Here is a 13,469-nt window from a genome sequence, read left to right as displayed (position 1 = left end):
TGCCTCTAAACTTAGCTGCTAGCGATATCCCTGAGGATGTGCCGTTAAATAGTATCGGCACAAACGAACCCGCCGAAAGTAATCACGCGCCTCAAGATGAAATTTCGCTCGCAAAGGATGACGCTCCGATAGCTCTAGCGGCGCTAGATGATGAAAATCCTAAGAATTTCAAAACAAATAAATCGCAGACAGAAGATGAAATTCCCGCCACACGGGCAAGCGAAACTTTACCGCTTGCGCAGCAAGACGAGCCGCAAAGAGCTGGCAGCTCTAATGAAATTGCCGTTGAAAAAAAGGCAGACGCTGCGCCTAATCTAGAGGAAGCGAAAGACTCTGTGGATGTTACGCTTAAACAGCATGAATCAGACGGCTCATTTGCCTATAAAACAGATGAAAAAAATTCTGCCTCGCAAGTAGTGCAAGATGCAGCTGGCGCGTCTGTTAACAGTGGATTTGATATGGATTTTTCCAGGCTTTTCGATAGCGCTGGCATGCCCGTGGAGGAGTTTGGCGGATATGATAATTTTGCCGCGGCTGCGTTTGCTTCCGATGAAAAAGAGGATAAAAGATCTGCGCATGATAAAAATAAAGCGGCTACGGATTCTCAAAAGACGCAAATTTCGTCTCAATACGAGGTCGCTTCAGATACGCCGATTGCGTTAGCGGGTGCGGGCGATATACCTCGTGAAAATCTTTATAACGCCGTTCCGTTTCAAAGCATGGAATTTACCGGCGGACTTGCACAGAATACGCCTATGTCTACTCATAATGAAACATGGAATTCAATTGGCGCGAATTTTGCAGCTTCCGCGAATTTTGCAGCTTCTGCAAATTCTAGCAATATCAGGACTACAAATTCTACTCCTGCGCCGAATTTTTCGGAGCTAAACTTGCCGCACATATTAGATGCCTCAGATTTACCGAAGCAAAGAGAACAAGCTGATAGCGTTGCCGGCGGGTTTGCGGACGGATTTTTGCGCGCTATGGAGGGCGATTTTGCAAACTCGTTTGCCGCAAGCTCCGCAGATAGCGAGCAATTTAAATCCGGTAAGCCCGCAAAGAGCGCCGCGCAGCAGATAAAATTTAATGCTTCAAAGCCTATATCAAAGCCTTCGGAGCGCACCGAATTTAAATCTCCTAAATTTGGTACGTCCGAGCAGGTAAATGAGATGAAATTTGGCGCACAAGCTATGCCGAATGAGCTTGCCGCTTCGGCTGCGGCGGAGTTTGCCAGCCTTATGGCAAGCGAGTTAGAGCCCAGCGCCAAAAGCGAGCCGCTGCGTAACGAGCACGGTAAAAAACCGAGCGCCGAGGAGCTGAAAACCAAACTGCGCGATGATCTGGAAGCGGGCATCGCAAACACGATCGAGAAATTTGCGGGCAGCAAGGACGCCAAAGACGCGCTGAAGGACTTTAAGATCAATATCGATATATCGTTTGGAGACAGATAGTGAAAGGCAAAATTTTGCTCGTCTCCGGTCCCAGCGGCAGCGGCAAAAGCACGCTCATAAAGCGTCTTATCGCAGAATTTGGCGAGCAGATATACTTCTCGATCTCCTCTACGACGCGTGAAATGCGTGCGGGCGAAGCGGACGGCGTAAATTATCATTTCATAAGCGAGAGCGAGTTTCGCGCAGGCATCGAGCGCGGAGAGTTTTTAGAGTGGGCGTTGGTCCACGGCAAATATTACGGTACTTCGCTAAAAGCCGCTACGAGCGAGCTTGAGCGGGGTAAGATCGTGATTTTTGACATCGATGTGCAAGGATATGAGATCGTGCGTAGCAAAGTGCCTAAAAGCGAGCTTACTAGCGTATTTATTACTACGCCGAGCTTGTCGGAGCTTAGGGATAGGTTGCGCGCTCGCGGCGATAATGATCCTGCCGATATTGCTTTACGCCTGCAAAACGCGCAAGAGGAGATGGAGCGCCTAGGCGAGTATGATTATTTCATAATAAACGACCGCCTGGAAGCGGCATATGAAAATTTAAAATCGATCTATAAAACTATCAAATTAGAAACGGCGAGCCGCGACATAGGCAAGCTAATCGAAATTTGGAAAATTTAAAGGAGAAAAAATGGGTTCTATGAGTATTGGACACTGGCTGATTGTTTTGATCGTTGTTGTGTTGCTGTTCGGAGCGAAAAAAATCCCAGAGCTTGCAAAGGGTCTAGGACAGGGCATAAAGACTTTCAAAAAAGAGATGGAAGAGGACGACGAACCGCAAAAGGTCGAGAAAAAGATGGAGCAAGAGGTTAAAGACGCCGAAATCAGCGATACTAAAAAGGCGTAAAGGATTTGAAAAATTTAGTCTTAAATGAAATTTTTAAAATTTTATCTCGCAAAGTCGTTTTAGAAAGACCCAAAGATAAAAGTTTGGCTCATTACGCCTCGCCCGAGGCTTTTGCGCTGGCTAAGGAGCTGCGAAAGGCGCCTAAGCTCATCGCCGAGGAGCTTACGGCTAAATTTAAATATAGCGAAATTCTAAGCGCTACGGCGGTGAACGGCTATCTAAATTTTCACCTAAAACCCGCCGTGTTGGGTGCTCTTGCTGAAAATGCTCTTAGTCTGGGCGGCGATTTTGCGAAAAACGACGCGAAACTCGGAGCCGGAATTTTATCGGCTTCGGAAAAGATTTGCGTGAGTGATCCTGCTTGCAAAGACTCCGCTACGAATCTAGCTGCGAGTGGCAATGACACCGCCAAATCGCAAAATTCCGTCGCTAGTCAAAATTTTATTTCGCAGAATTCTGCAGAGGCGTCAAATTCCCTCGCAGCATCAAATTGCGATGAGGCGCGGAATTCCTCCGTTATGCCGCAAAAAATTTTGCTTGAATACATCAGCGCCAATCCGACCGGGCCGCTTCATATCGGGCACGTGCGCGGCGCCGTTTACGGCGATACGTTCGCGCGTATCGGAGGCTATCTGGGGCACCGCGTCGATACCGAGTACTACATCAACGACGCGGGCAATCAGATCGAGCTTTTGGGCACTTCGATCGCGCTTCGTGCGCGCGAGCTCGCGGGCGAGGACGTGAGCTACCCCGAGAAATACTACCGCGGCGAGTATATCGACGAGATCATCCCTCTTGCGCGCGCCCAATTCGGCGATGAAATTTTCCGCGACGAATCGCGCGTTTTGATCCTTGCGGAGTTTGCTAAGGATGAAGTGCTAAAGATCATCCAAAAAGATCTTGCAGATGCGGGCATTCACATCCAAAACTGGGCTAGCGAAAAGAGCCTCTACGGCGAGCTTGAGCCTACGATTAAGAAGCTTGAGCGCAGCGGCAAGATGTATGAGGCGGAGGGCAAAATTTGGATCCGCTCATCGCAGCTTGGCGACGAAAAAGATCGCGTCGTCATCCGCGAGGATGCGCGCCCGACCTATCTTGCGGGCGACATCGTCTATCATAACAACAAATTTGAGCGCGGATATGAGCGCTGCATCAACATCTGGGGAGCCGATCATCACGGCTACATCGCGCGATTAAAGGCCGCCGTGCATTTTCTGGGCTACGACGAAAGCAGGCTCGAGATCATCCTAATGCAGATGGTAAATTTGCTCAAAGACGGGCAGACCTACAAGATGAGCAAGCGCGCGGGCAACGCGATTTTGATGAGCGACGTGCTCGCCGCGATCGGTAGAGACGCTATGCGATTTATCTTCATCAGCAAAAAGGGCGAGACGCCGCTTGAGTTCGACGTGGACGAGCTCGCGCGCGAGGACAGCAGCAATCCGATCTTTTACATCAACTACGCCCATGCGCGGGTCAATCAAATTTTTACCAAAGCGGGCAAGCGTGAGGCGGACGTCCTAGGTGCGGACTTCGGCGCGCTGGATGAAGCGGGGCTCGGCCTAGCTTTTGCGGCGCTTAGCTTGAATGAAATTTTAAACGACGCTTTTAATTCGCGCGGCTTGCAGAAGCTGCCCGATTTCCTAAAGGCGCTCGCGGCGGACTTTCACAAATACTACAATGAAAATCGCGTCGTAGGCAGCGAGAACGAGGATGCGAAGCTCAAGCTGTTCGCGCTCGTGGCGCTTAGTATCCGCACGGCGTTTGCTCTGATGGGCCTAAGCGCGAAAGAGAAGATGTAGCCGCACAGGCTACATTCGCGCCGATAGCCTAAATCTCACGAACGAAATTTATGATTTAAATACAAAGCGAAATTTTACGGCGGAATCTGGGATGAAATTTTATCGCTATGGAATTTTAAAACTAATTCTAAATTTACGGCTCGTAAAATTTTAATTTTAGAATTTTGCGAGCGATTTTGCGGTATTGCTGTGGCGCTGGGTGCGGTTCTTAAAATTTAAAATTCGGCTGCAAATTTACCGCTTGCGGAATTTTGAAATTTTAAAATTTTGCGGCGTGGAAGTTTTAAGTAAAATTTTAAAACAAGGCTTAAGGTACTAAAATTTTTGTGCAGATTAAATTTCATGTGAGGGAATTTCATCCGCAAAATTTATTCGGACGGGATTTGTCTGCAAGACCGCTCCTTAAGCCCCGCGGCGCATCGCTGCAAAAAGGATAGATATGAGAAAGATCATCGACATAACGGCACTTTCTATCGCCGTTTGCGTCTTGGTTATGGTACTTTTTTTGCCGTCACCCGTTTTGTCGTTCAAATGCTACCGCGGCGATGGCGTAAGCTGTGCGCAGCTGGGGCGCGACAAGCTTTCCCGCGGAGATTACGATGGCGCCAGGCTCGCTTTTGCCAAGGCTTGCGAGGCGGGCGAGAAAGATAGCTGCTTTGATTTGGGAGCTCTATACGACGGCGAGGGCAATGCGACGCAAGCGGGCGTATTTTATGCCGCAGCGTGCGATAAAAACGTCGCCATAGCCTGCCACAAGCTAGGCAACCTGTATCAGCGAGGGCGCCTAAGCAGGGACTTCGTTGCCGCCGCGCAGCGTTACGTTAAGGCCTGCGATTTGGGCTATGCCAAGAGTTGCCACAATGCGGGCGTGGTCTATTACACGGGCGGTTTCGGGCTTGCGGCGGATCCGGCAAAGGCGGTGAGCTTTTTCGAGCGAGGCTGTGACGGCGGGCTAGCGGACAGCTGCTATAACGCTGGCGTTGCGTATGATAAGGGCCTCGGCGCGCCGCAGGATCGCGACAAGGCGGAGAAGCTTTACACCAAATCCTGCGAGCTGGGCTTCGGCGATGCCTGCAATAATTTAGGCTATTTATATGTGAGCAAGGGGGATCTGCGCGGATTTTCCAAGGGGCTTGGATGGGTCAAAAAGGGCTGCGACGCGGGCAATAAAAAATCCTGCCAGCTCTACGAATTCATGAAAGAGCAAATTTTAAAGAAGTAGGCGCTTGGTAGCCCGGCGCACATTTGCCGATTTGCACTGCCTGCCGTGCACGCCGCCTGTTTTGTATTGCTCGCCGTGCACCGTCTGTTTTACGCGGTCTGCCTTGCACTGCCTGTTTGCGCTGCTCGTCGCGCGGTATTGGTTTTTGCGATGGGCTTTGTCTGCGATATTGCCGCGACGGGTTTGTGAGCTTTTGTAGCGCGCGCAATTTCGCCGAGATTTTACGACATGCGAAATTCAGTAAGACGCAATAGCCAGTGCATGCGATTAGCTAAATTTAGCGGCGAGCTTTACTTGAAATTCTATCGCTATGAAATTTTAAGGCTTAGCTCTAAATTCAGGACTTGCAGAATCTCAACTTTAAAATTTTACGGACGGCGCTGCAAGCAAGGCAAATTTTAGATTTTAAAATTTTACGGCGCGGAATTTAGCGCGGAAGCAAAGCGCAAAGCTGTTTGAGGAGGTAAATTGGAATATGAGATCACGGGCGAGGTTCGAAATCTCCGCGTCCACGCCGCAAGAGGAAATAGCAAAATTTGGGTATTTTTCGAGATAGACGGCGTAAAGCTGCGCGGCGAGTTTAACGATATCCCCGTAGAAGAGGGCGAGCTTGCGCGCGCGTATTTCATCCGCGGAGGATATGCGGGCAGCTACGTGATTACGCGGGTTTGGGTAGCGCGCAAACCAAGCCCTTTGCGCCGCAAGCTGGGGATCGCGACCGCCGTGTGTACACTGGGTTTCGGCGCGGCGCTGTGGATCGTGGGCTTTGGGATTTTAAACGTCGGTGGGAGGGGCTCTCTAATTAATTTTGTCTGTATTGCCGCGGCAGGATTTGGGGTGCTAAAAGAGGGCGCGGGCAATCTTAAAATGTGGCTAAATCAGCGCACGTCCGGGTAGATCGCCGCCGCGACGCAAATTTCATAGATTTACAAATCCACCGAATAAAATTTACTCACGCTCGCCGTATCTTTGCGGCGCAAATTTTGCTAAAATTCGCTCCGAGCGCGAAATCCGCTGCGCAAATTTAGAAAAAGGTAAAATTTTGAATATAAACGAAGCCATAGAGGCAACCGCAAAAAAGCAAAAAGAGTGCCGGCTAGCATTTATAAAGTATCTGTTTTTGGGAATTTTATTTATAATAGCGCTGCCCGTAGGCGGCGGATTTGCCGTATGGCATCTTTTTGAAAATCGCCTTGCACCGCTATTTTTCATCATTATCTATATTCCGTTTTTTCAAGCCGCGCTAATGGCTAACGCTAGCCGAGTGACCAGCGAGCTGGGGGATTATAAAGCGTTTTATAAAGACGTTTTCGTCCGCGTCGCTATCCGCGAGGTAGATCCAAATTTTAACTACGATCCGAATGCCGGCATCAGCCGTAAAGAATTTCGCAAAATCGGCATCTATTCGCCCGATGAGTTTCGCGCCGAAGACCAAATCAGCGGCATTTATAACGGCGTCAAATTTAACCTCAGCGAAGCGATCCGCATCCCAAATGGTGCGACGCTGGAAATCGGCGACTCGGCGGCGCTAAATTTGCTATCCGCGATAATTTTTGCATGGGAGACGATGAAGGATATGCAGGCGTTCAGTGGCTCGGTCTTGGTCTGCGAGTTTTACAAGAAATTTAGCGGGCAAACGATAGTCGCGAGTCGCACGCTAAACACCAGATTTTTAGGCGAAAAAGAACAGATGGACGACGTGTTTTTTAGCAAAGAATTTAGGGTCTTTGCGGACGATAGAGTAGAGGCGCGATATCTTTTGACGCCCGCGTTTATGCAGCGCCTGCGAGAGCTAAAGGAAAAATTCGCGGGGAAAATGGGGGTGAGCGCGGCGTTTATGGACGATAAGCTTTATCTATTTTTAAACGGAGCGAAAAATAAGTTTGAAACAACGCTCTTTTCGCCGCCGCCGAGCTTAGAGGACGCTGCGGGGATCAAAAATGAAATTTTAGAGTTTTTATCGATAATAGACGAGCTAAATTTGAACCCGGATTTAAGCGGGGCGGCGATTTTGGCTGATTAACGCGCGCCGCAGCTAATTGGCACTAAATTTAAGCCTACTAAAGCCCAAATTACTCCGTTTCGTCCCTCTCCAAGCTATCTAAATAGTCATGATACACGATACTTGAGATTGCATAAAGAAAAGCCATATAAAGTAATAAGGGAATACACAATAAAAAAGCCGAAAATAAAAGCCAACCATATAAGGTGTCGGTAAGCTCGCCGAGTGCGGGAATATAATAAAATGAGCTTTTCATAGAGCCTTCGTTCCAGTCTTTGCCGTTAGCTAAAAGTAAGATGTTTAAACCCAAAAGGATAAAAAATAAGCCTTGTTGCTTAAAAATTTTAATAAGCGGAGAGCACCTATATATTACCGCAATAAATACACAAGCCGCAATAAAGAAAAAATAGATATTGTAATATCCGCTTATTAAAAATAGTCCTAAAATTATAAAAATTACCACGATCATATATTGCCATAGAAATGTTCTTGTTCGTGTTTTTTTATCCATTTCATTTCCTTAATTTCGTTCACGCCCGTTTATTAAAGCTGATCTAAGATTCCACCTGAAGCGTCGTTTGCTGTGTAAATACCGTAAGATACGATAATATTTATTTTTTCATCGCGGGATCGTTCGAGAAACAGATCGCCTTTAGCTTCTTTCGGTCGGGCACTGTTTAGCGCGTCAACCATATGACGGTAAAATTCTATCGCAACGGAATTTTACCGTGATAAACCTAAAATATCTCATCGCGATAAAATTCCGCCTTTTAGAATTTTGCCCGCCGCGAGATTTACCACAAATTCTGCTACTTTAGATTTGCAACGTTAAGCCTCGATGGCTTTAAATTTTGCGGCGTCAATCCTCGATAAAATTCTGTAGAATTTCATCGCAAGTAAAATTTAGCCTGCCAGCGCCTTTAGCTGCTCGGCGTTTAGCCCATCCACCAAAATATAGCTCGCATCGATGAAGCGGTAGTTTCGCTTCGGCAGCCGCGCGATAAACTCGCCGTATTCCAGCTCGACGATGGCGCGGTAGTTACCTGCGTCGTTTTCGTCGCCCTCTATGCCTATGAGCGCGATCTGCCAGCGCGCTACGTCGCTATTTTTCAGCATCTCCGCGTTTTGCCACTCCACAAACGGCTTGTAGGGCAGGATAGTGGGTAGGTCCTGCGTGAGCGCGTATGAGCCCATTATCGTGCCGTCATCTCCATTTCGGTAAAACCTCTGGTGCGCGCTGTAAGCGTCGAGATACTGTACCTCGGTTAGTCGCTTGCTAAACTCGGCGGCGGAGTTATACGAGGCTAAAATTTCATCCATCATCGCGCGGTTTATCGCAAAAGGTCTCTGCACCCCGTAGCAAAAATTTACCTCCGTATCGCCGCTTAAGTGTTGATCTATCGAATGTAGCCCCGCCGCTATATCGCGCTCGTAGTCGAATTGCTCTATACTGTCGTGGGTGTAAATTTCGCCGTTTTCATCCGTGATCTCGCCCCCCAGCTGCTTAGATAGCGCCTGCAGATACGAGATCGCCAAAACCCAATCAAAGATCGTCGCGGGCGTATTTACGCGCACGGCGTAGCTTTGCTGATCCTCATCGTAGCTAAGCTCCATACCGCGCCCGCTCTTGCCCCGCACGCCTAAAATCAGACACTCATGCTCGCTCAAAGGCGATTTTAAAAACGCCCTCTCGTCAAAGTCCTCGGCGCTCTCGTCTATGCCAAATACCGATAGATCGGGCAGCAGATCCAATGCCTTGCTAACGCTCATAGCATCCGAATAGCCCATAAATAGCGGTCGCTTTTTGTTTTTGACGCGAAATTCTACGCTCATCGTTTTCTCCTTATTGAAACGGCAAAATTATAGCGAAATTTTACCCGTCGCAGCGGGCTAAATTTGTGCTCGCAAGCCCGCATTGCTGGTTGCATGAGCGTGCGCCGCAGCCCGCACAAAACTCACTAATAATTGCAAAAGCTTACGCGCCGATCGCGTCTTTTAGGCTCTGTGCGCACAAACCCGCATCCTTTAGCTCGCGCAAAATTTCACCCATCAGCTCCTCTTTGAAAATGTCCAGTATCATCGCGCCCGCATCCAGCTCAGCATAGCGCAGGGCGGGCTCGCTAAAGTTTTTAAGCTCCTTAAAACGCCGCTCGCCTCGCCTGGCAAATCCGAGCCGAACCTCGTTCGGGCTAAGGCTCAGCACGCTGCCATCGCGAGCGAAATTATATACGCTAAAGCCGTAAAGCTGCGGTTCTGCGGCTCTAGCACGCACGCTCAAAATTTCCTCCAGCCGCGCCTTCGTGCCATTTAGATCGAGCCCCGTTTGTAGCGCGATCTTGCCGCCCGTATCGAGCCGCAAAAGCGCCAAAAACGAAGCGAAATCCTGCGCGATGATGCTTTGCTCATCGCATTCGACGTCGATATAGGCGACCGCAGGCTGTTCGCTCGCGCGGTAGTCCAGGCACAGATACCAATGCCCGTCGCCGCTGAAGGGCACCAGCCCGTCAAGCTCGAAGCTCACGCACTCGCGCTCCTCGCCCCAGCTAAAGCGCGTAAGCGACGGATGCGCCTCGCCGATGCCGCTGACGGCGTCCAGCGGGTAGCTCTCCAGCTCGTAGCGCAGGTAGCCGCCGTTTTGCACGCTTAGCATCATGACTAGCTCGCGCGGCAGGGCGTGTCCTAGCTCCTCCTCCGCGGCCCTCAGCGACTCGGGCGTGAGCGGTTCTTGCAGATATGGCAGGTAGATCGGCCTGCGCCAGATGTTTGCAAGCTCGTTTGCGTTCATTTTCGCTCCTTTAAATTTACGGGTTAAAATTTCAAGCGCGCCTTAAATTTTAAGCTCGAAGCCGAAATCTCAGTTATAAAATTTTAAAATTTTGCGGCGTCGAATTTTTCACGACCCGCTCGTTGTATTCGGCTCGCCTGCATCTATACGGCTCGCCTCTCGGCGGCTTAAATTTAACCTATATCAGGCGCCGTCTAAATTTAATTCGCACCGAGCGGGCTCAAAGCCGCACGCCGATAAAATTCATCGTAAATTTACTCGCTCCCGGCGTCTGTTTGAAGCGGCGGAATTTTGCGGGTGAGCTAAAGCCTTTCGCGCGCCTAATCGAAATCATAATACAGGCTCCATGCGCCGCTTTGCGGGTTTTTGGCAAACATCAAGCTGCCGCCGTCTATGACGTTAAAGCCCGCTTTTTCGTCTGAAGAGACCTGAAAAACGAACTGATAGCCCTCGCCGAAGCTCACTCCTGACTGGCAAAAGGAGGGGTAGCCGCCGAGCTTCGTGCAGTTGTGATACTCCAGCCCAGCCGTGACGTCGGAATAATAGAGCCCGACTGACCTTTTAAGCTCTAAAATTTCGTGCACGACGTCAGGCTCCAGCCCGCCGCCGTCCCAAACGGGCGTATCGTCCGCGGCAAATTTGGGTTGCAAAGGAAAGGGCTTTATCTGCGAGCGCGGATTTGCAAGCTCCTTTATGACGAGCTCGGCCTCGTTTTTATACTCGCGGATTGTCCATAGGCCGTCCATCTGCTCAGGGGATTTGCCGATGAGATCCTGCGAGATGAAGACCGTAAGCAGCTTGACGCCGTCCAAGACCTGCGGCACGTAGGGCAGCGCGGGCAGGTAAAACTGCGCCAGAGGAAGCATTGGCGCACCGTTTTGATCCACAGGCAGCTCCTCGTCCGCCGCGCAGGCAAGCACGCGGCCGATCCAGCACTCATCGATCGCGCCTCGCGGCCTCACGCCGCCCGTCTGAAAATAGGTGATTTCGCGCGCGATCTTGCGCTGCAGCTCCTTAATCTTTTCTTGCAGATCCGTTTGCATTTGCGTCCTTTTCGGTTGGAATTTTAGCGCTTTTGTGAAATTATAGCGTAAATTTTACCCGCCGCCGCGAGCTAAATTTGCAGTGTAAGGAGTTGCGAAAAGTGAGCTTAAAGCTTTTTGAGAGTAAAATTTAAACAGACCCACGTAGGCGGTAAATTTAATCAAAGGAGCGAAAATGACGAAAGATCAGTGCTGCGTCCTAAAGCATTTGACGGCGGGCGAGACGGGCGGTTTTGAGAAGATAGGCGAGATGAATGACGGCGAGTTTTTGGATGCGCTTATCGGAAAAGGGCTTGTTTGGATGCTTGACTGGGTCGGCGAGGACGAGACGGGCGATGTAGGCAAATTTATCAGCTCTAGGCTTGATGCGCTGCAAAGCGGCGTATCACTAGACTACGATAAAATTTACGCAAGGCTTGCTTTTAATGCGAAGCTTTTAGAATTTTAACTTATTAATGAGCGTGGAGGAAAAAATTTGATTGAAGAAATACGGCAAATAACGATAACCAAAGATGATTTTTTAGGTATAAACTTAGACGAAATATTAAAAGACACAAAATATTTTCATGATTACAGTTCTAAATTCGCGTACTTGTGCGAGGAAAATTTTAAAAACGGGGATTTAAAAGTAAGTAAGGTATTTTATTTATTAAGGGACGCTTGCTCTATGACCTTAAAACCTAAAAGCACAAATGAGCCGTACGAAGCCGGGTGCATCGCGGGCGATTACAGATGGGCGATATTAGAGGATTTTACCGAGCAAAATTTGGAATTTTTAGCGAGTATTTTGGATGAAATAACCGATTGCAGACTAAAATCAAGGATAGCAGATATTTTATGGATTTTAAAAAGCCCTAAAAATATCAAATTTTTAGAGATCGCCGTAAATGAGTACTCGAAAATATCTCTAGAGCCAAAGTCGCTAAATCAATTTAAGATAGATGCGTTTGAGAGGGCTATCAGACTATCGCGACTATCCAAAATCACAAAAAATCAATACGCCGAAATACTAAATAAAATTTTAGAATGCTTTAATAAAGCGGAACCGATCGATCAATACTACTGCTTAAGGATGTCGTATTTATTGGATATCGTGAGCTAAGCAGAAAACTGCAACCAAGCGTAGCTGAAAAATTAGAAAAACTCGCCGATACCTTTGCGAAAGAAAAAGATTTTGTGGCAGCAACCAGATATTATCAAGAGTCGCAAAAATGGTATAAGAAGCTCAAAAATAGCCGTAAAATAGCCGAAATCGCACTCAAAATAGCTAATATCTTAATAGAAAAAGCAAAAGAAAGTAGCGCTATACCGTCAAAAATAGACCTAGAGCAAGCACTAAAAGAGCTCAGAAGCATTCCTGCAAAAGATAGAAATGAGCTCGGAATCGATCAAAAAATAGACGAGATACGCAAGCTGATGGGGCAAAATAACCAAGATATTATAAGCGAAATGAGCTTGATTGCTACCGATAAGATCAATATTTCACGCTATCAAAATAATGCAAAGCTAGCAGTAAAAGGCAAGCAACTATCCAAAGCGGTATTATGCCTAGCTAATATCACAGCAAATCCACTATATGAAGATATCAAAAAGTCATCCGAGAAGCTTTTAAAAAAGTCTCTTTTTTCAAATCTTATTACTCAAATTTACGTAGATGCTGACGGAAGAAAATTGTCGCAAATAACTACAAAAGATGACCGATTAAAACATGAAATGTACCAGCAATACCATATACATGTCGAGTTGGCGGTAGACGGCAGAATACTGCCCGCATTTTGGCAAATTTTAGAGGAACATAGAGTGTCTATGCGTTTAATATATGATATTTGCAGAAATTCTAGCATAGTTCCGGCTGGCAGGACAGATATCTGGGCGCAAGGTTTATATTATGGCTTTGATAGAAACTTTTTGGTTTCAAGCCATTTGTTGATACCTCAAATAGAGCATTTGGCGAGAATTTTACTACAACAAGAAAAAATTCCTACGACTACTATCGATGAATACGGCGTAGAATCGGAAAAAAGCATAAACTCGCTTTTACAAGAACCAAAAATATATGAATTGCTCGGGAGAGATTTGGCGGAAGAGTTAAAATTTTTACTAACGGAGCCGATGGGACTAAACTACAGAAATAAAATATGTCATGGACTGGTCAGCGAATCTCCAAACAGTGCTGATGTTTATATTTGGTGGCTTTGTCTTAAGCTAGTGGTTAATAAGTGTGTTTTGTATACAATATAGCACCAATAAATTTAAAATTTTAAGCGTAAAAATTTTGAACTAAAATTTCTAAAATCTCTAAATTTTAAAATTTTAAATGCAAT

Annotated in this window: 14 protein-coding genes and 1 pseudogene; 11 read left to right on the top strand and 4 right to left on the bottom strand. The window is 47.6% G+C overall.

What is annotated here, in order from left to right:
- The 8 genes and pseudogenes from Q0140_RS10255 to Q0140_RS10225 all read left to right on the top strand — a co-directional run.
- The coding region (locus Q0140_RS10255) for a hypothetical protein (protein ID WP_297964291.1) at positions 1–1,451 on the top strand (1,451 nt) is incomplete at its 5' end.
- A complete protein-coding gene (gene gmk / locus Q0140_RS10250) occupies positions 1,451–2,065 on the top strand; it encodes a guanylate kinase (protein ID WP_297964289.1) in 615 nt (204 codons plus the stop codon). The genes Q0140_RS10255 and gmk, both read left to right, overlap by 1 nt.
- A gap of 10 nt (positions 2,066–2,075) precedes the next feature.
- Positions 2,076–2,291, top strand: a complete 216-nt coding sequence (gene tatA / locus Q0140_RS10245; protein ID WP_177388991.1) for a twin-arginine translocase TatA/TatE family subunit — start codon at positions 2,076–2,078, stop codon at positions 2,289–2,291.
- 5 nt (positions 2,292–2,296) lie between these two features.
- A pseudogene (locus Q0140_RS12690) lies at positions 2,297–2,512 on the top strand (arginine--tRNA ligase); the annotation flags it as partial.
- A 297-nt stretch (positions 2,513–2,809) separates the two neighbouring features.
- Positions 2,810–4,093: an arginine--tRNA ligase gene (gene argS / locus Q0140_RS10240; protein WP_366112872.1), complete on the top strand. Its 1,284-nt coding sequence runs from the start codon at positions 2,810–2,812 to the stop codon at positions 4,091–4,093.
- Between the two features lie 439 nt (positions 4,094–4,532).
- Positions 4,533–5,315 carry a tetratricopeptide repeat protein gene (locus tag Q0140_RS10235; RefSeq protein WP_297964284.1) on the top strand — a complete coding sequence of 261 codons (783 nt, stop codon included), beginning with the start codon at positions 4,533–4,535 and terminating at the stop codon, positions 5,313–5,315.
- A 468-nt stretch (positions 5,316–5,783) separates the two neighbouring features.
- Positions 5,784–6,212, top strand: coding sequence for a hypothetical protein (locus tag Q0140_RS10230; RefSeq protein WP_297964282.1), 429 nt, complete (start codon positions 5,784–5,786; stop codon positions 6,210–6,212).
- A gap of 145 nt (positions 6,213–6,357) precedes the next feature.
- Entirely contained in the window at positions 6,358–7,338 is a 981-nt protein-coding gene (locus Q0140_RS10225) for a DUF3137 domain-containing protein (protein WP_297964280.1), read from the top strand.
- Positions 7,339–7,387: 49 nt separating this feature from the next.
- Here Q0140_RS10225 and Q0140_RS10220 read toward each other — a convergent pair whose 3' ends face one another.
- From Q0140_RS10220 to Q0140_RS10205, 4 genes are all read right to left on the bottom strand, one after another.
- Entirely contained in the window at positions 7,388–7,828 is a 441-nt protein-coding gene (locus Q0140_RS10220; protein ID WP_297964278.1) for a hypothetical protein, read from the bottom strand.
- A gap of 392 nt (positions 7,829–8,220) precedes the next feature.
- Complete coding sequence (locus Q0140_RS10215; protein ID WP_297964276.1) at positions 8,221–9,150, bottom strand: DUF4299 family protein; 930 nt, start codon at positions 9,148–9,150, stop codon at positions 8,221–8,223.
- A 142-nt stretch (positions 9,151–9,292) separates the two neighbouring features.
- Positions 9,293–10,102 carry an SMI1/KNR4 family protein gene (locus Q0140_RS10210; protein ID WP_297964274.1) on the bottom strand — a complete coding sequence of 270 codons (810 nt, stop codon included), beginning with the start codon at positions 10,100–10,102 and terminating at the stop codon, positions 9,293–9,295.
- 320 nt (positions 10,103–10,422) lie between these two features.
- Positions 10,423–11,145 (bottom strand): DUF1963 domain-containing protein, encoded by a 723-nt coding sequence (locus Q0140_RS10205; protein ID WP_297964272.1) that lies wholly within the window; start codon positions 11,143–11,145, stop codon positions 10,423–10,425.
- A gap of 175 nt (positions 11,146–11,320) precedes the next feature.
- On the opposite strand from Q0140_RS10205, the gene Q0140_RS10200 reads away from it, so the two are divergent.
- The 3 genes from Q0140_RS10200 (at position 11,321) to Q0140_RS10190 (ending at position 13,386) form a co-directional block, all read left to right on the top strand.
- The gene (locus Q0140_RS10200) at positions 11,321–11,593 is read left to right on the top strand and encodes a hypothetical protein (protein WP_297964270.1); all 273 of its coding nucleotides are present in this window, start codon (positions 11,321–11,323) and stop codon (positions 11,591–11,593) included.
- A gap of 27 nt (positions 11,594–11,620) precedes the next feature.
- On the top strand, positions 11,621–12,247 hold the full coding sequence (locus Q0140_RS10195; RefSeq protein ID WP_297964268.1) for a hypothetical protein: 627 nt from the start codon (positions 11,621–11,623) through the stop codon (positions 12,245–12,247).
- Positions 12,248–12,321: 74 nt separating this feature from the next.
- Positions 12,322–13,386 carry a DUF4209 domain-containing protein gene (locus tag Q0140_RS10190; RefSeq protein WP_297964266.1) on the top strand — a complete coding sequence of 355 codons (1,065 nt, stop codon included), beginning with the start codon at positions 12,322–12,324 and terminating at the stop codon, positions 13,384–13,386.
- Positions 13,387–13,469 lie beyond the last annotated feature (83 nt).

The sequence above is a fragment of the uncultured Campylobacter sp. genome, assembly GCF_938045405.1.
Taxonomy (GTDB): domain Bacteria; phylum Campylobacterota; class Campylobacteria; order Campylobacterales; family Campylobacteraceae; genus Campylobacter_B.
Note: the sequence above shows the minus strand (reverse complement) of the source record. Positions and strands in the feature narration are given on the sequence as shown.